At 73.1% G+C, this 16822-nt stretch carries 13 protein-coding genes; 5 read left to right on the top strand and 8 right to left on the bottom strand.

The window, feature by feature from the left end; genetic code table 11:
* Positions 1–16: 16 nt before the first annotated feature.
* The 3 genes from ASH01_RS12580 to ASH01_RS12570 form a co-directional block, all read right to left on the bottom strand.
* The gene (locus tag ASH01_RS12580) at positions 17–1708 is read right to left on the bottom strand and encodes a DUF4192 domain-containing protein (RefSeq protein WP_056776179.1); all 1692 of its coding nucleotides are present in this window, start codon (positions 1706–1708) and stop codon (positions 17–19) included.
* 161 nt (positions 1709–1869) lie between these two features.
* Positions 1870–2550: a YkvA family protein gene (locus ASH01_RS12575; RefSeq protein WP_056776177.1), complete on the bottom strand. Its 681-nt coding sequence runs from the start codon at positions 2548–2550 to the stop codon at positions 1870–1872.
* A 104-nt stretch (positions 2551–2654) separates the two neighbouring features.
* A complete protein-coding gene (locus ASH01_RS12570; protein WP_235508784.1) occupies positions 2655–3410 on the bottom strand; it encodes an EcsC family protein in 756 nt (251 codons plus the stop codon).
* Positions 3411–3569: 159 nt separating this feature from the next.
* Between ASH01_RS12570 and ASH01_RS12565 the strand changes: the two genes are divergently transcribed.
* The gene (locus ASH01_RS12565) at positions 3570–4736 is read left to right on the top strand and encodes a MalY/PatB family protein (protein ID WP_056776176.1); all 1167 of its coding nucleotides are present in this window, start codon (positions 3570–3572) and stop codon (positions 4734–4736) included.
* A complete protein-coding gene (locus tag ASH01_RS12560; protein ID WP_056776174.1) occupies positions 4729–6480 on the top strand; it encodes a DNA polymerase in 1752 nt (583 codons plus the stop codon). Before ASH01_RS12565 ends, ASH01_RS12560 begins: the two co-directional genes overlap by 8 nt.
* Positions 6481–6619: 139 nt before the next feature.
* Here the strand turns inward: ASH01_RS12560 and ASH01_RS12555 are convergent, their stop codons facing one another.
* Together ASH01_RS12555 and hrpA are read right to left on the bottom strand one after the other, a co-directional pair.
* Complete coding sequence (locus ASH01_RS12555; RefSeq protein ID WP_056776172.1) at positions 6620–7558, bottom strand: proteasome assembly chaperone family protein; 939 nt, start codon at positions 7556–7558, stop codon at positions 6620–6622.
* 83 nt (positions 7559–7641) lie between these two features.
* Positions 7642–11778, bottom strand: a complete 4137-nt coding sequence (gene hrpA, locus ASH01_RS12550) for an ATP-dependent RNA helicase HrpA (RefSeq protein WP_056776170.1) — start codon at positions 11776–11778, stop codon at positions 7642–7644.
* A 136-nt stretch (positions 11779–11914) separates the two neighbouring features.
* Here hrpA and ASH01_RS12545 point away from each other — a divergent pair, with 136 nt between their 5' ends.
* The 3 genes from ASH01_RS12545 (at position 11915) to ASH01_RS12535 (ending at position 14669) form a co-directional block, all read left to right on the top strand.
* Positions 11915–12613: a DUF4232 domain-containing protein gene (locus ASH01_RS12545; protein ID WP_082619797.1), complete on the top strand. Its 699-nt coding sequence runs from the start codon at positions 11915–11917 to the stop codon at positions 12611–12613.
* Between the two features lie 396 nt (positions 12614–13009).
* The gene (locus ASH01_RS12540) at positions 13010–13627 is read left to right on the top strand and encodes a hypothetical protein (protein ID WP_156415563.1); all 618 of its coding nucleotides are present in this window, start codon (positions 13010–13012) and stop codon (positions 13625–13627) included.
* Positions 13628–13691: 64 nt separating this feature from the next.
* Positions 13692–14669, top strand: coding sequence for a hypothetical protein (locus ASH01_RS12535; protein WP_056776166.1), 978 nt, complete (start codon positions 13692–13694; stop codon positions 14667–14669).
* Positions 14670–14704: 35 nt separating this feature from the next.
* Here ASH01_RS12535 and ASH01_RS12530 read toward each other — a convergent pair whose 3' ends face one another.
* Genes ASH01_RS12530 through ASH01_RS12520 form a run of 3 tightly spaced genes read right to left on the bottom strand, consistent with a single transcriptional unit; the run spans position 14705 to position 16808 of the window.
* On the bottom strand, positions 14705–15946 hold the full coding sequence (locus ASH01_RS12530) for a lipid II:glycine glycyltransferase FemX (RefSeq protein WP_056776164.1): 1242 nt from the start codon (positions 15944–15946) through the stop codon (positions 14705–14707).
* Positions 15947–15970: 24 nt separating this feature from the next.
* Positions 15971–16453, bottom strand: coding sequence for a hypothetical protein (locus ASH01_RS12525; RefSeq protein WP_056776163.1), 483 nt, complete (start codon positions 16451–16453; stop codon positions 15971–15973).
* The gene (locus ASH01_RS12520) at positions 16446–16808 is read right to left on the bottom strand and encodes a hypothetical protein (protein WP_056776161.1); all 363 of its coding nucleotides are present in this window, start codon (positions 16806–16808) and stop codon (positions 16446–16448) included. The genes ASH01_RS12525 and ASH01_RS12520 overlap by 8 nt, the downstream gene beginning before the upstream one ends.
* Positions 16809–16822 lie beyond the last annotated feature (14 nt).

The following is a 16822-nucleotide window of genomic DNA, read 5'->3' as shown; positions in this document are numbered from 1 at the left end:
CCGCCGCCGGAGACGCTCAGGCGCACTCCCGTGGCCGGAGTCCGACGTCGAGGGCGTGCCGCAGCAGCCGCCCCAGCCCGTCCTCGGGCTCCAGCTCGAGCGCACGGTCGACCGCGACCCCGGCGCGCGCACCGTCGCCGCACCACCACGCCATCGAGGCGAAGAGCGCCAGGACGGGAACCGCATGATCCGCCGGCGTGAGTCGGCAGACCTGCTCGAGGCGGGACAGGACGAGCCGTGGCGTCGCAGCCTCGTCCCACTCCTCCCAGCCGCTCGGGTCGGTGCCGTCACCGAGCCACGACTCGGGAGCCGCGTCGGGCGCTGCGGCGAGGCCGGCCCGAAGGTCGAGCGAGCGCGGTTCGTCCCGGTCCACCGACGCCTCGAGCGCCGCGAAGGTCCCGACGGCGTCCAGCTCGTCCAGCACCCGTCGTGCCTCGAAGACGTCGCGCCGCGGCTCGCCATCGTCCTCGTGGTCGTCCTCTTGGTCGTCCTCGTGGTCGTCCTCGTGGTCGTCCTCGTCGCTGTCGTTGTTGTCGTCGCCGGGGTCCTCGTCGTCGGTGTCGTCGTCGTGCCGGTCCGACGACGGCGGCCCGGCAGCCAGCAGCTGCAACAGCGCTCGGAGCGCGTCGGAGTCGCCCTCCTCGAGGTGTTCCTGCACGGGCGTCCCCGACCCCTCCGCGGTGTCGGGGTCGCCCGGCTCCGCGCCCGATCCCGGGGAGCGACCGGGCTCGGCGCCGTCGGGTGTCGGGACGCCGGCCGTCTCGTGGTCGCCCGCGGCCGGGGCGAGCCGGAGGTCAGGACCGAGCAGCACCCCGAGGAGGGCTGCGAGGTCGTCGGACAGGAAGTCGGCCGAGGCCATCCCGGGGCAGAGCCACGCCAGCAGGGCGTCATGGAAGCGCGGGTCACGGAGCGGACCTACGAGGGACGGGAGCCAGTGCTCGACGCCGTACCCCTCGATCTCGCCGTGCAGCACCCCTCCCCAGGCCACGAGGGAGTCGTGGACGAGGAACTGGCGGGCCGTCGGGTCGCCGCCGTCGAGGACCCCGAGCGCCGCGCCGGGTCGGCGCCCCCGTCCTGCCGGTCGACGGCGGCGACCCCGGGCGGGCTTCCGGTCCGTCCGGCTCGCCCGGGCCGGCGTCCTGCTGAGGGAGCCACCGGCTGCCACATAGCGGCGCTGCCAGTCGTCGATCGCGGCGGCAGCGAGGTCGTGCCGGGGCTCCGTGGGGGCGAGCGGCTCGACGAGCCTCGCCAACCCCTCTCGGTCCGCCAGGACGGAGTGCCCGAGCGCCACGTAGCTCGCGACGGCCGGCACGTCCGCCTGCTCCGGGAGGAGCCAGCCCTCCGAGGGGCAGCAGTCGCACCCGACCGAGCGCCAGCGCCCCTCGAGGACCGCGAGTCGCTCCCGGACGACGACCCGGTGGTCCTCGACGCCCGTGGCGAGCGCCTCGAGCAGGGCCAGCGACTCGTCGCGCACCTGCTCGAAACCCACGAGGGCCACCGACGACGGGGAACCCTGGAGCAGGGTCGGCACCGTCTGGGCGGCGGCCTCGGCGGCCAGGGTCTCGTCGACGAGATCGAGCCGCGCGACGAGCCCGAGCCGCTTGCCGTGGAAGCACACCACGACGACACTGCGCTCCGGCTGGAAGCCCAGGTGGAAGGGGATGATGGTCAGCAGCTCGGCCGGCCCGGACAGTGAGATCTTCGGCATGTCCCGAGCCTCGCGGCACGCACCGGGGACCGGCAGACCCCGATCGGCTCCTGTGGACCGAGTGCCTTTCGTGTCAGGGGGTGTGGATCGCGGACCCAGCGGCCGGGTTCACCGCACGCAGCACGGCGCAGCAGTACGCCGTGTCGCCGAGTGCGCTGGGCTCAGCGCTCGAGGCGCTTGCGCACCGACTCGAGGACGTAGTCGGTCGCGGCCTGGCGCGTCCCTTCCGGAAGTCGCGCCCGGTCGTCCCGACCCCGCCCGGGGTCACTGCTGGCGGACCTGCCCCTGACACGCGTGACGCGGCTGACGATGCGGCGGGGTGCAGCAGCCCCGGTGCTGTCACGGTCGCGGCGCAGTCCGTCCTCGGCACCTCCGGCCCACGCCCGGGTCGTCGGATCGCCCGGCACCGTGACCGGCTCACCGTGCACCGTCGTGCGCGACGCCTCGGTCGCCGGATCGCCACCCGGCGCCCCGCTCGCAGAACCACGCCGGGGCCGCGGGCGGTGCAGACCCTGACCGACCTCCCAGGCGATGAAGCGCTCGGTCTCCTCGAAGAATGCCTTGACCGCCCAGGAGATGACGACGGCGTCGTCGGCCGCGCCGATGACCGGCAGGACCGCCTCGGGCAGCAGGTCGACAGGCGAAGCGACGTAGGCGACCGCCCCTGCGACGAGCCCGAGCCGCTTGAGGGTCGTGCCGGCATACGTCCCGTCCACGGTGGCGCGCACCATGCGCGGCACGGCCTGCAGCCGCTCCGGCAGGCTGGGCGCGCCGGGTCGCGTCGAGGCGCGCACGACCGACGCGACGGTCGCGGCCATCTTGATCCGGGATGCGGGCTTCATGCCCGGCCCAACGAACGGGTGCCGCGTGCGATTCCCCGGCCCGGACGGCGATGCGCAACGGTGATCTGCGTGTCCCTCACGGTGAGGCCAGTCCAGCCGGTCGCTCAGCGACCGAAGGTCTCGACGGGAGGAAACTCCTTGGCCGCCTGCTTGCCGATGCGGCCCAGCATGTAGACGTCGACCGCGGCGCCGATGAGGCCTCCGACGACGGGCACGAGGCGCCCGAGCCGGGCGAAGGTCCCCTGCCCGATGCGCCCGAGCAGGCGGAAGCCGACCGCCTTGTTGAGGACCATGAGCGCCGGGGCGGGCAGCCGGTCGAAGGCGACGGACGACAGCTTGCCACCGGCAGCCTGCAGACCGGCCTTCTTGAGGAGGTCGTCGCTGTCGGCGCCGGCGAGGGTCAGCAGGATCGCGGAGCGGATCTCGGGCTGGTCGATGTCGTAGCCGCGCACCTTGGCCGTCGCCGCCGTCATGCGGGTGGCCAGCAGGTAGAACTCGAGCACGTTGGCCGGCAGCGAGAGGGGCATCGTGAAGAAGCCGCCCAGACCGGTGGCGAAGCCGCCGATCGCGCCGAGCTGCCGGTGGTCGCGCACGATGATCCGCAGGGCCTGGTCGCGATCTCCCCGGGCGTGCTTGAGCGCGTTGGCGGCGACCTCGTGGGCCGGGTCGAACGGTCCCTTGCCGTCGATCCCGACGTCGAGGAGACGCTCGACGAGTCGGGTCGCGGCTCCCGAGAGACCTCCCTCGGCCGGCAGGGCAGCCCGCTCGAGCGCGCCGGCGTCCTTCGCCGTGCGCAGCTTCACCGCGGTCGCGTCCGATGCCTCGACGGTCTCGTCCCTGCCGTAACCCAAGATGCCCACCGGCTCCACCCCTTCGTCCGTCGTCCCTGTGTGGCGGCTGTCGATTCGCCGCCGACGACACCGTATGCCGCCCGGGTCGCTCGTGGCACCCTCGTACCCAGTCGAGCCGACCGGGGACCGCGGGAGACGACGTCCCCCCGCTCTCATAGGGTCGCTCCCATGGGTGAGAGGCACGCAGACGGCGCGACGATCCTCGGCGTCCCGCTGGCCGACCTCCGGCGCGACCGCACGTCGGTCAAGTGGGGACGCTACGAGCCCGACGTCATCCCGATGTGGATCGCCGAGATGGACTGCGCGCCGTGCCCCGCGGTCGTGGACGCCGTCAGCGCCGCCGTGGCCCGGGGCGACACGGGCTACGCCCTGACGCAGGAGTATGCCGCCGAGATCGCCGCGTTCGCCGCCGACGAGTGGGGCTGGGGCTTCGACCACGACAGCACGACCCGCGTCGCCGACGTGCTGACCGGCGTGACCCACCTGCTCGGGCTCCTCACCGACCCCGGTGGCCCGGTGGTCGTCAGCCCGCCCGTCTACAACGCCTTCTACGAGGTCATCGAGGCGTGCGGGCGACGGGTCGTCGAGGCGCCGCTCGGTCCGGACCACCGGCTCGACCTCGACCGCCTCGCCGACGTCTTCGCCGAGGTGACCGCTGGAGGCGACCGCGCCGCATACCTGCTCTCCAACCCACACAACCCGACCGGCACGGTGCACACCCCCGACGAGCTGGCGGCCCTCGCCCGAGTCGCCGACGAGCGCGGCGTCCGGGTCGTCTCCGACGAGATCCACGGTCCGCTCGTGCTGCCGACGAGCACCTTCACGCCCTATCTCGCCGTCGCGGGCGCCGAGCGCGGCATCACCGTGACGTCGGCCTCCAAGGCGTGGAACCTCGCAGGGCTCAAGGCCGCGATCATCGTCCCCGGGAACGACGCCGCCGACGACGTGCGCCGCCTCCACCCCTGGGTCACGTTCGGCGCGAGCCACCTGGGCGTCATCGCGCAGACCGCTGCCTTCCGCGACGGGCGCGAGTGGGTGCACCGACTCGTCCGCGAGCTCGACTCCAACCGGCGTCTGCTCGCCGAGCTCGTCGCAGCGCAGCTGCCAGGCGCCCGTCTCGTCGTGCCGGAGGCGACCTATCTCGCGTGGCTCGACCTCTCCGGGCTGGGCCTCGGCGACGACCCCACCGGCGAGGTGCTGCGCCGCGCCCGCGTCGCGCTCTCCCCCGGTCCGATCTTCGGCTCCGGCGGCGCGGGGCACGCGAGGCTCAACTACGCGACCTCCCCCGACATCCTCCGCGAGGCCGTCAAGCGGATGGCGAGTTGCCTTGACTGACAAGTCTTCCGGTCCACCGCTCGTCGCGCTCGTCGTCGGCCCCCGAGGGGCGTATGCCGTCGGGCCGGGTGTCGACGAGGCGTGGCCGCTCGGCGACGTGGTGCACCGGTTCGTCGACACGACGACGCGGCTCGGTCCGCGCTGGGTCGTGTGGTCGGCCGCCTCGACCCTGCGGCTCGTCGTCGGCGCCGGTGTCGACGTCTCCCGCACGTGGGACCTCGCCGAGGCCCACCGCATCGTCCACGGCGGCTGGTGGGCGACGCCCGGTCATGTCGTGGCGGGGTGCCGCGGGCTCGACGAGGCCGACGTGCCCGCGCCACGCGCGCCGCGGCTGAGCGGCTTCGACGGCGACCTCTTCGACGTCGCTGCCGGCGAGGACGTGTCCCTGCTGACCGCGGCCGGCCACCTCCGCGCCGATGCTCTCGCGTGGGCGACCGACGACGCCCGCCTGCGCGAGCTGGCCGTCCTGGCGCTCGACTGCTGCACCGCGCAGCGCGAGGCCCTCGCCCGCCTCGGCGGCGACCACGTCGGTCGGCTCGAACGCACCGTGTGGTCCGAGTCCGCCGCGGCCGTGCTCTGCCTCGAGCTCGAGCGCGACGGGCTCCCCGTCGACCGGCCCGCCGCCGAGGACCTCATCGCGGCGTCCGCCGGGGCGCGACCCGACGACGACGCCGACGCGGCGCGCATCAGGGCAGAGCGCGACGCGGTCGTGCTCCGCCACGCGCCCGGCCGGGAGCGCGCCGACCTGCGCAACCCGGGCCAGGTGCGCGACCTGCTCCTCTCGGTCGGTGTCGACGTGCCCAACACGCGCGCCTGGGTGCTCGAGCCGTACCGGCACACCCATCCCCTCGTCGACGCGCTGCTCCGGTGGCGCAAGGACGAGCGGATCGCGACGACCTACGGCTACCGCTGGCTCGACGACCACGTCGGCGCCGACGACCGGCTCCGTGGCGGCTGGACCGCCTGCGACGGGGCGGCCGGGCGCATGACCGCGCAGAACGGTCTGCACAACCTCCCCGCACCCCTGCGTCCAGCCATCTGCGCGGCACCGGGTCACGTCTTCGTCCGCGCCGACCTCGGCCAGATCGAGCCGCGCGTCCTCGCCGTCGTCAGCGCCGACCGGGCGTTCGCCGAGGCCACCCGCGCCGACGACCTCTACGCACCCGTTGCCGCCAAGCTCGGCGCCGACCGGCCCCGGGCCAAGGTGGCCGTGCTCGCAGCGATGTACGGCCAGCGCTCGGGTGCGGCGGGCGAGGCCCTCAAGGACCTCGAGCGCGCCTACCCCGTGGCCATGAGCCTGCTCGACCGGGCCTACGCGGACGGGGTCGCCCGCCGTCCGGTGCGCACGTGGGGTGGACGGCTCATCCGCTTCGGCGGGGTGCCCCTGCCCGCGCTCGAGCCGGGCGCGCCCGAGCCGTCCGGCAGCGCCGAGTTCTCGGCGACGGGCGCGGACGGAGCGCGGGGCCGCTACGCGCGCAACGCGATCATCCAGGGCTCGGCGGCCGAGCTCTTCAAGGCGTGGGCGGCGACGGTACGCCACGCGGTGCGCCCGCTCGGCGGGCAGATCGTGCTGTGCCTGCACGACGAGCTGCTCGTCCACGTGCCCGAGCAGCACGCCGCGGCCGCGGCGGCCGCCGTCGAAGGCACGCTGACGAGCGCAGCGCGCACGTGGGCCGGCACCGACGAGGTCCGGTTCGTCGCCGACACCTCCATCGTCCGCCGCTGGAGCGAAGCGAAAGCCTGACCCGAGGCAGCCGAGCCGAACACGAGCGAGCGGGGCGCGGCGGGGGGAGCGGCATCGGCGGCGGCCGACGGCATACGGGAGCAGGGGACACGAAGGCGGGCCCGACCAGATGGTCGGACCCGCCTTTCGTCAGAACGCCTCAGGTGCGGTCGTCGCCCTGGTCCTCGTCGGTGACGTCCTTGAGGAACGCCTCGAACTCGGCGCCGATCTCGTCGGCCGTCGGGAGGTCCGAGAGGTCGGTGGCGAGCAGGTTGCGCTGCTGGCGGCCCTCGAGGAACGTGTCGTACTGCTGCTCGAGCGCGTGCACCACAGCGGAGATCTCGTCGGACTCCTCCATCTGCCGGGTGATCTCGGCCCGGTTGAGCCCGGCGGTCGCGGCGAGCTCGCGCAGGTCGAGGTCGAGCCCCGTCGCAGCGCGCACCCGCTCGAGGCCGAGCACGGCGGCGTCGGCGAACTCGCTCTGACCGAGGTAGTGCGGCACGTGGACGGCGAAACCGATGGCGTCGAGCCCTGCCTCGCCGAGGCGCAGCTCGAGCAGCGACGAGAAGCTCGCCGGCACCTGGACCGTGCCGAACGCCGGGTCGTTGCCGGTCACGAGCCGCGGGTTGGTGCCGTGCGCGGTCACGCCGAGCGGTCGGGTGTGCGGGACGGCCATGGGGATGCCGTGGACGCTCACGGTGAGGTCGACGCCGAACGCCTTGACGAGCATCGTGGTCGCCTCGACCATCCGGTTCCACTGGTAGTCGGGCTCGGGGCCGACGAGGAGCAGGAAGGGCACACCCTCCTTGTCGACGACGCGGTGCAGCAGCAGGCTCGGGTCGTCGTAGCTGCTCCAGTGGTCGCGGTCGAAGACCATGACGGGCCGACGGCCGCGGTAGTCCAGCAGCTGGTCGACGTCGAAGGAGGCGATGACGCGCGACTCGTGCGTCTCGAGGATGTGGTCGGCCATGAGTCGCTGGGTGTGGCCGGCGTCGATGAATCCGCCGAGGGCGACCACGAGCACCGACGCCTGCAGCTGCTGGAGCTGGCTCGGTGAGGTGTCGCTCTCGAACTGGAAGAGCTCGGTCGGGTCCTGCACGGGTCTGGCCTTTCGTCGTACGGGGTCCTTCGTGCAACGCTCCGCTGCATCCCATGATTCCCCATGTCCGGGCGCGGCAGGGGTCAGGCGTCCACCTTGGCGATCGCCTTGAGGATGCGCTGCGGCGAGACGCTGTATGCCGTCCCGACGGTCTGCGCGAAGAGCGAGACCCGCAGCTCCTCGATCATCCAGCCGATGTCGACGACGTCGGCGGCGCCGCGCTGGGCGGGCCGCAGCGTGTCGAGCAGGTCGGCGTACCGGCCCTCGACGAGGTCGACCTGCTCGAGCGCCTGGGCGTCGCGGGCCAGGTTGGCCGGCGCCTTGTCGAGGCGATGGGTGATCCCCCGCAGGTAGCGATCGAGGTCAGGCAGACGGCGCAGCCCGGTGTCGGCGACGAAGCCGGGGCGCACCAGCTCTCCCAGTTGGGCCCGGACGTCGGCGAGCATCGGTCGGATGGCCGGGCTGCTCGACCGGTCGAGCTCGGCGAGCCGGTTCGTCAGGGCGAGGTGCTTGGCGAGGATCGGCTCGACGAGCCCGACGACCTGCACGACCTTGGCGGTCGTGTGGGTGCGCACGGCCGACAGGGCCCACTCGAAGTCCTCGCGGGTGCGCACCGTGTGGTCCGACCTGTCGGTGACGGCGTCGTCGCGGATCGCGTCGATGGCCGCGGCGAGGCAGTCGTCGAGCAGGGCCGGGACGCTGCCGTGCGGGTTGTGGCCGAGCGCGAGCTTCTGGGTGTTCGTCAGGCGGGCGAGGATCTGCTTCCACGGCGGCGAGATGCCGAGCAGGAGGAGTCGCCGGACCCCGAGGCGGTGCTCGGCGTCGGCCTCAGCACGCGTCGGGAGCACCCGGAGGTCGACGGTCGAGCCGGTGTCGACGAGGGCCGGGTAGCCGTGGACGCCCTGCGCGCTCTCGAACGACTCGGCCACGCCTGCGTCGGGGAACGACGTGAGGCCCGCGCGCTCGAGTCCGGAGCCGGCGCGGCTGACCTGCCGGCGCAGCTGCGGCGCGGCGGTGTCACGGACCGCCTCGAGGTCCTTGCCGGTGGCGACAGGTCGGCCGTCGGCGCCGTCGACGCTGAAGGTGACCTGCAGGTGCGGCGGGATGCGCTCGACGTCGAAGTCCGCGGGGGTGACGGCGACGCCCGCCCGGCGCCGCAGCACGGTCGCGAGCGTGACGAGGAGCGGTCCCGACGTCGGGTCGAGCTCGGGCAGGACGGCGCGGGCGTGGTCGGGCGCCGGAACGAGGTTGCGGCGGATCCCCTTGGGAAGGCTGCGGATCAGCGCCGTGACGAGCTCCTCGCGGAAGCCCGGGACCTGCCAGTCGAAGCCGTCGGGTGTCACCTGGTTGAGGCGCTCGACCGGGATGTGCACGGTCACGCCGTCCTGTGCCGATCCCGGCTCGAACTGGTAGGTCACCGACAGGACGTTCTCGCCCTGGGTCCAGGTCGTCGGGTGGTCCTCGTCGGCGATGCTGCCCGCGCTCTCGCGCAGGAGCAGCTCCTCGGTGAAGGTCAGCAGGTCCGGCGTCTGACGCCGTGCCTTCTTCCACCACGTGTCGAAGTGACGTCCCGAGACGACGTCGGCGGGAATCCGCTTGTCGTAGAACGCGATCAACGTGCTGTCGTCGACGACGATGTCGCGGCGCCGGGTGCGGGCCTCGAGCTCGCCGAGGCGTTCGACGAGGGCGGCGTTCTCGCGCAGGAAGGCGTGTTCGGTGTGCCAGTCGCCCTCGACGAGGGCGTGCCGGATGAAGAGGTCGCGCGCGAGCTCGGGGTCGATGCGGCCGAGGCCGACGACGCGGCCGACGACGAGCGGCACGCCGTAGAGCGTGACGCGCTCGGTCGCGACGGCCGAGCCACGCTTGCCCGACCACCGTGGCTCGGAGTACTGCCGCTTCACGAGGTGCTCGCCGAGCTGCTCGGCCCACACGGGGTCGATGCGGGCGTTGACGCGCGCCCACAGGCGGCTCGTCTCGACGAGCTCCTCGGCCATGACGAACTGGGGTTGCTTGCGGAAGAGCGCCGACCCGGGACTGATGCCGAAACGCGTGCCACGCGCACCGGCATACTCCCGCTTCTGCTCGTCCCGGACACCGACGTGCGAAAGGAGTCCGGCGAGCAGCGACTGGTGGATCGCGTCGACGTCGAGCTCGCCCTGGGCCACGTCGGTGCTCCCGCGGCTCAGGTCGAGACCGGCCTGCTTGGCGGCCTGCTTGACCTGGCTGTGGAGGTCCTGCCACTCGCGGATGCGCAGGTAGTGGAGGAACTCGGCCTTGCACATCCGCCGGAAGGCGCTGCTGCTCAGCTCGTGCTGACGCTCCTTGAGGTAGGCCCAGAGGTTGAGCCACGTGACGAAGTCGCTCGTCTCGTCGGCGAAGCGCTTGTGCGAGGCGTTCGCGAGCTCCTGCTTGTCCTGCGGCCGCTCGCGCGGGTCCTGGATCGACAGGGCCGCGACGATGACGAGCACCTCGCGCAGGACACCGCGCTGGTCGGCCTCGATGACCATGCGCGCGTGACGCGGGTCGATCGGCAGCGTCGCGATGGTGCGGCCGTATGCCGTCAGGCGGCGTCCCGGACGGCGCCTCCCCCGCGCCGGGGCGGGCTCGTCGTCCTCGGGGGCGAAGGCCTGGAGCTCCTCGAGGAGCCGGACGCCGTCGGTGATCTGGCGGCTGTCCGGCGGGTCCACGAAGGGGAAGCGTGCGATGTCGCCGAGCCCGAGGCTCGTCATCTGGAGGATGACCGAGGCGAGGTTGGTGCGCAGGATCTCGGGGTCGGTGAACTCGGGGCGGCTGTCGTAGTCGTCCTCGGAGTAGAGGCGGATCGCGATGCCGTCGGAGACGCGCCCGCAGCGACCCGACCGCTGGTTGGCCGACGCCTGGCTGACCGGTTCGATGGGCAGGCGCTGGACCTTGGTGCGCTGGCTGTAGCGGCTGATGCGCGCCGTGCCCGTGTCGATGACGTAGCGGATGCCCGGGACGGTGAGCGAGGTCTCGGCGACGTTGGTGGCCAGCACGATCCGGCGGCCGGTGTGCGACGAGAAGACGCGGTGCTGCTCGGCGGCCGAGAGCCGTCCGTAGAGCGGGACGACCTCGGTGACGGGCAGCTTCATGCCGTTGAGCGCGTCGGCGGCGTCGCGGATCTCTCGCTCGCCGGAGAAGAAGACGAGGATGTCGCTGCTCGTGCCTGCGTGCCGCTCGGTCCACAGCTCCTCGACCGCCTCGCAGACGCCGGTCACCATGTCGCGCTCCTCCGCCTCGGGGCGGTCGGGGTCGACGAGCGGGCGGTAGCGGATCTCGACGGGGAAGGTGCGGCCCGAGACCTCGATGATCGGGGCCGGCTCGCCCGTGGCCGGGTCGGCGAAGTGCTCGGCGAAGCGCTGGGGGTCGATGGTGGCCGAGGTGATGATCACCTTGAGGTCGGGGCGCCGAGGCAGCAGCTGCCTGAGGTAGCCGAGGATGAAGTCGATGTTGAGGCTGCGCTCGTGGGCCTCGTCGATGATGATCGTGTCGTAGCGGCGCAGCTCGCGGTCCCGCTGCATCTCGGCGAGCAGGATGCCGTCGGTCATGACCTTGACGAGGGTGTCTCGGCTGCTCTGGTCGGTGAAGCGCACCTGGTAGCCGACAGCGGTGCCGAGATCGACGGCGAGCTCCTCGGAGAGCCGCTCGGCGACGGCGCGCGCCGCGATACGACGCGGTTGGGTGTGCCCGATGACGCCGTCGAGGCCGAGACCGAGCTCGAGGCAGATCTTCGGGATCTGGGTCGTCTTGCCCGACCCCGTCTCACCGGCGATGACGACGACCTGGTGGTCCCGGATCGCCGCCGCGATGTCGTCGCGACGCTCGACGACGGGCAGGTGCTCGGGATAGGTGATGGGCGGAACCGTCGCCGCCCGGGCGGCGCGGCGGGCCTCCCGCTGCTCGGGCGTCAGGGTGCGGACGCCCTGACGTCGCGAAGTCGCGGTGCGGCCGTGGTCGCGCCGGTCACCCTCCGTGGCCCTGGCGCGCTGGGCCGTCCGGTCCGAATGGCCCTTGGCGGCCGCGGGCGTCGAGGGAGTCGAGGAGGCCGGTGGCTCGGTGGAGGCCGAGGAAGCCGAGGAGGCCGAGGAGGCGGGGGCCGAGGGTGTCTGGGCCGGAGGCTGCTGGGCGCCCGCCGGACGTCGACGCCCGCGTCGACGAGGTGGCCGCGAGCGCGCGGGTGCGTTCGCAGGCTCGTCGGACATGCTCGACAGGATAGGCGGGCGGCGGCGGTGGCTCCGAACGGATATCGCTCCCGCGCTCTGTGCTGAGGGTGAAGACCTCGTCGAGGACTCGTGTGGCTCGGGTCGACGGCGCCGTGGACTCGCCTAGCGTGGAGCCATGAGGGGGACGGGCGTGCACGGGGAGGCAGGCAGGACGTCGGCCCGATCCGTCGTGTCCGCCGCAACGCTGGCGTTGACCTTCGTTCTCGTCGCCGGCTGCGCCAGCCCGCCACCCGACACCTCCCTCGACGCGTCCAGGCCGCCGGCCACCACGGCCCAGACCGAGCAGACGCCGACGGCCCTGCCCACCGAGCCTCCGCTCGTGCTGCCGCCCAGCCGGACCGCCGGTGCGTCGACGGGTCCGGTCGACCCGGCGGCGCCGCTCTTCCCTGACGGACCGTGCCAGCCGAGCCAGCTCGACGTCTCGGCGAGCCCGGTCGACCCCGCGCTGGGCTATCGGCAGATGCGGGTGCGGGTCACCAACTCCAGCCGGGTGCCGTGCGTGCTCACCGGGTATGCCGTGGTGTCCGCTCGCGGCCCCTCCGGGACCGTGTTCGCCAACCCTCGCGGTCGCCTGCACGACGCGGAGACCTCGAGTGCGCAGACGGTGCCCCTCGATCCCGGTGACGTCGCCCACCTCGACCTCGGGTGGCGGGGCGACCTCGCCGCCGCCGGCGTCGAGCAGACCGCGTCGATGACGATCGTCGTGAGCGACGGGTCGTCACCGGCGGCCGTGCCGCTGGACCCCACCTCACCCGTCGACATCGTCGACGGCACCGAGATCCGGGTCGGTGGCTGGAGGCCCGGCGCCGACTGACCGCCACCGAGCTGGGGTGACCCCGGCCGTCGATGCCGCGGTGAACGACCGGACGCGGAGCGGCGTCCGCTGAGCCTGCGCCGTCAGCCTCCCGGCTCGGGACCCGGCAGCCGCACGGAACGCGCCGAGGCCGGGGACGGTCAGAGGTGCGACGACTGAGGCACCCGAGGACCTACCGTGGTCCCACCCGTCTGAAGCGAGGCATCGTTGTCCGACCCCGGCCACCCGCGCCCGGCCCTCCCGGACCCCCAGCGGGACCGGCACGTCTCCTTCCCGGGCGACGTGTCCAGCGCTGACCCCGCCACGTCGGGACCGTCCCTGCCCCCGGACGCGTGGGCGCCTCGGTCGTCCGCCCCCGCTCCGGAGTCAGCGACGCCGTCCTCGTGGCAGGCCCCGGTGCCGCCGGTCCTCACCACCCCGCCGGTCCGGCAACCGCCCCGGCGACGACTGCCGGGATGGGCCGCCTTCTTCCTCATCCCGCCCCTGCTCCTCGGTCTCTCGAACCACGACGACGCGACCGAGAGCTACGAGTGCTGGACCTCCGACATCGGAGCGGAACCCGGCATCCCCGACTGCGACAGCACGATGGACGGGACGCTCGACGGCACGACCGACGGGAGCAGTGACGCCCCGGGATCCGTGATCGGCGTCCATGCCCGTGACGTCACCGCCTCGACGGCCTTTGCCCCGTTGCTCGGGGGGACCCCGGACGTGTCCCCGGTGCCGGCGGACGCCACCTCGCTGACCGTCGAGGTGGTGTCGACGCCGAGCTCGCCCAGCGCGGGGCTCGTCGCCGGCGTCGACATCACCTCGGGCGGTGTCGTCCTGGACGGGCACCAGGGGCTCGGGCCGTACGCCGCCAAGGTCACGCTCGACAGCCGGCCGTCCGAGCTGCAGGTCACGGCGACGGTCCTGACCGGGCCGGGCACGATCCAGTGCCGTGTCTACGCCGGCCGACAGCTCGTGGCCGTCGACACGTCGGACCACCAAGTCGTCTGCAGCCCCTCCCTGTGACCGAGGTCAGGGATGGTCGGCCGCACTAGATTGGGCAGCCGCACGCACGAGACGAGGGGACCCCGTGTCTGAGAATCCGCCGTTCGAGCCCGACCCGACCCGCGACACGACGGGAGATGTCGGCCCCGATCCGACCGACCCGCGTGACGGGTCGACGAGTGCCCGCGGTCTCGACCCGGCCGGTTCGGCTGACCCGGCCGATCTGCCCACGGCGACCGGGACGCCTGAGGACGTGACGGCATACGACACGACCTTCGGCCTCGAGCGGCCGCCGGCGACGAGCTGGGTGCCGCAGAAGTTGGGGGCGGACCCCGCACCGATGCCACCGCCTCCTCCCGCACCCGCCTCCCCGCCGATGACCGAGCGGCTGCGCACCGTCACCCTTCCCGGCGCCGCGGGACGCTCGCTCGGCGGGCGTCTCCAGGCCTGGCACGTCGTGGCGATCCTCGTCGGGCTGCTCGTCCCGCTCGGCTTCTGGGCGGCCATGAGCTCCGTCGACGATTTCGACCCGGTCGCCCGACCCGCCGTCAGCGTCACCCGCAACCGTCCCGTCGTGACCCGGACGTTCCCGGTCCCGACGATCACGCCCCTGGTTCCCGGCGCCAGCCCGACCCGGTCGGCCCCCGGCGCGACCGCGAAGGCGACCACCCCGACCCGAGGCGTCATGACCTCTCCCCCCACGCTCATCCCCGTGCCGGCCGTTCCCGTGACGCCCGTTCCCGCGGACGCGCGGACGATCCGCTTCGAGGCGTACGCCGAGAAGGGCGCCCGCATCGAGGTGTCCCTCTCGGACGCGACGCACCAGCGCTACGACTACCCCGCGCAGACCGCGCCCCTCGCCTTCGAGGTGCCGGTCAGACCGGGCGCGACGAGCAACGACTACTTCAGCCTCCGGGTGCGCACGAGCGACCCGACGGGGTCAGGCGTCCGCGGCGCCGTGTCGTGCCGGGCGCTCGTCGACGGGATCGTCGTCACGGCGCAGCAGGGGCAGGGCTATGCCACCTGCTACGTCAGCCCGTACTTCGACATCCAGCGACGCTGACCCGCGGTCGGCGCGCCACCTACCGCGTCGATCGGTCAGATGTCGGCGGCGTCGGCCGAGGCGCGGGCCGCCTTGCGGCGCTTGTTGATCGCGATCCGGGCAGCCATGGCCTTCTCGAAGGCGAGGTGCCAGAACCTGCTGATGACGAGCTCGCGCTCTCCCACCATCTCGACGACGTCGGCGCCGGCGCCGAGCTTGAAGAGGAGCAGGCCGGTGAGGGGGCTCGTGGCACCGAGGGAGGTGTTGAACCCCCTGAAGTCGTAGGACTCGCACCCGGCCGCGGCGGCGTCACGCATCGCCTGCCACTGCAGGGCGTTGGAGGCTCGTGCGTCGCGGTTGCGCTCGGTCGACCCGCCGTAGAGGTAGGAGAACGTGCGACCGAAGCGGATCATCAACGCCGAGGCGAGCACGTCGCCGTCGACGTGGGCCTCGTAGAAGCGCGCCGACACGGGACCGTCACCGTCCGTGCCGTCCGACGCGAACGAGCGCGCCATGACGTCGAAGTACGCCTTGGGTCGGGGCAGGAAGTTGTCTCGGTCGGCCGACTCGACGTAGAGGGCGTGGAAGGTGTCGAGCCCCTCGGGCCCGACCGCGCGCACCTGGACGCCGGCCTTCTCGGCCTTCTTGACGTTGCGGCGCCACTGCTGGTTCATGCCCTTGAGCAGCTCGGCGTCGGAGCGGCCACGCAGGTCGACGATGCAGAGCAGGCGGGGCTGACCCACCGCGACACCGTCGGCGCCGAGCGGGAGCCAGTGGTTGCGGTCGAGCCAGGCCTCGAGGGTGCGGGCCGTCGGGTTGTCGACCGCCGCGGGCAGGGTGGTGAAGCTGAGCAGGCCGTTGTCGACGACCTGCTTCTTGACCGGCTCGCGGTCCCAGACGCGGGAGACGACGGGGTAGCCGAGCCGGAGCGCGAACGCCTTGTTGGCCTTGGCCCAGGCGACGAGCGGGTCGAGCCACGCCGCCGGGTCGGTCGCCACGACGTCCCACGGCAGCCCCGGACCCTCGGGCAGGTAGGCGTAGGACCGGGAGAGGCGCGGGATGGTGCGCGAGAGGACGAGGCCAGCCCCGACGCGGGCCCCCGAGGCGTCGAACCAGCCCAGGTGCGTGCGCCGCCAGCCTGCCTTCGCCCGTCCCCAGGCAGGCGTCTGGAGGAAGCTGCCCCCGACCTCGAGAAGCGTCTCGACGGCCTCGTCGGCGCTGATCTCGCGCACCGTCAGCGGGCCGGCGACAAGGGTCGCCTGCGTCGTCGGCGCAGGGGCAGGGGTCTGCTCGGTCATGGCCGCAACCCTATCGGCGGCGCGTCAGTCCGCCGACCGCGCCACCTCGGCATCGGAGGCGGCGGTGGCCTTGGCCGTGCGACGGATCCACCAGAGGCCGACGAGCGGCAGCACGAGAGGGACGTAGCCGTAGCCTGCGCCGAAGTGTGACCAGACGGTCTTCTCGGGGAAGGCCTCGGGTCGCGCGACGCTCCAGGTCCCGACCACGAGCACGCCCACGAGCTCGACCGTGAGGGCGATGGTCGCGAGGCGTACGGATGCACGGTCGCCGCGGGCCAGACCGATGGTCGCGACGAGGTAGATGAGCGCCGCGAGCGCCGACAGCAGGAACGGGACTGGTGCCCGGTCGAAGTACTCGGTGATCTGCAGGATCGAGCGCCCGGTCGCTGCGAGGGCGAGCAGGCCGTAGACGGCGACGAGCACGCGGCCGAAGCCGTGCCCGGTGTGCGGCCGCTCCGTGTCCGGCTGCTCCGACGAGGCCTCGGGGGTGGGCGCCGGCTCAGACATTGAGGCTCCAGACCTGCTGCAGGCGGGCGACGAGGATCGCCACGACGAGGGCGCCACCGAGGACGACGGCCATGGCCCACTGCGTCTTCTCCTTGACGGCGATGACGATCGTGGCCGGGATGACGAGCAGGACGGTGAAGAGGTAGGCGATGAAGGTGGCCCGCTCGGCGCCGTCGCCGATCGCGGACGCCTTCGTGAGCCCCACGACGAGCTGCACGACGAGCGCGAGCTCGATGACGGCACCGACGATGATGAGCGGGTCGTCGACGAGACGGCCCCGGAGCAGGTGGTGGGCGGCCAGCAGGCCGAGCAGGCCGCTCGCGACGAGCAGCACGACGGTCAGGGGTTGGAGCACGCGAGAAGCCTACG

It is taken from the genome of Terrabacter sp. Soil811 (assembly GCF_001429655.1).
In the GTDB taxonomy this organism is placed as follows: domain Bacteria; phylum Actinomycetota; class Actinomycetes; order Actinomycetales; family Dermatophilaceae; genus Terrabacter.
The sequence above is the reverse complement of the archived record's forward strand: the minus strand, read 5'-3'. Positions and strand labels throughout refer to the sequence as shown.

Coding starts and splice junctions, on each gene's coding strand:
- ASH01_RS12530 (WP_056776164.1), bottom strand. CDS start 15,946: ATGACCGAGCAGACCCCTGCCCCTGCGCCGACGACGCAGGCGACCCTT.
- ASH01_RS12580 (WP_056776179.1), bottom strand. CDS start 1,708: ATGCCGAAGATCTCACTGTCCGGGCCGGCCGAGCTGCTGACCATCATC.
- hrpA (WP_056776170.1), bottom strand. CDS start 11,778: ATGTCCGACGAGCCTGCGAACGCACCCGCGCGCTCGCGGCCACCTCGT.
- ASH01_RS12545 (WP_082619797.1), top strand. CDS start 11,915: ATGAGGGGGACGGGCGTGCACGGGGAGGCAGGCAGGACGTCGGCCCGA.
- ASH01_RS12565 (WP_056776176.1), top strand. CDS start 3,570: ATGGGTGAGAGGCACGCAGACGGCGCGACGATCCTCGGCGTCCCGCTG.
- ASH01_RS12575 (WP_056776177.1), bottom strand. CDS start 2,550: ATGAAGCCCGCATCCCGGATCAAGATGGCCGCGACCGTCGCGTCGGTC.
- ASH01_RS12525 (WP_056776163.1), bottom strand. CDS start 16,453: ATGTCTGAGCCGGCGCCCACCCCCGAGGCCTCGTCGGAGCAGCCGGAC.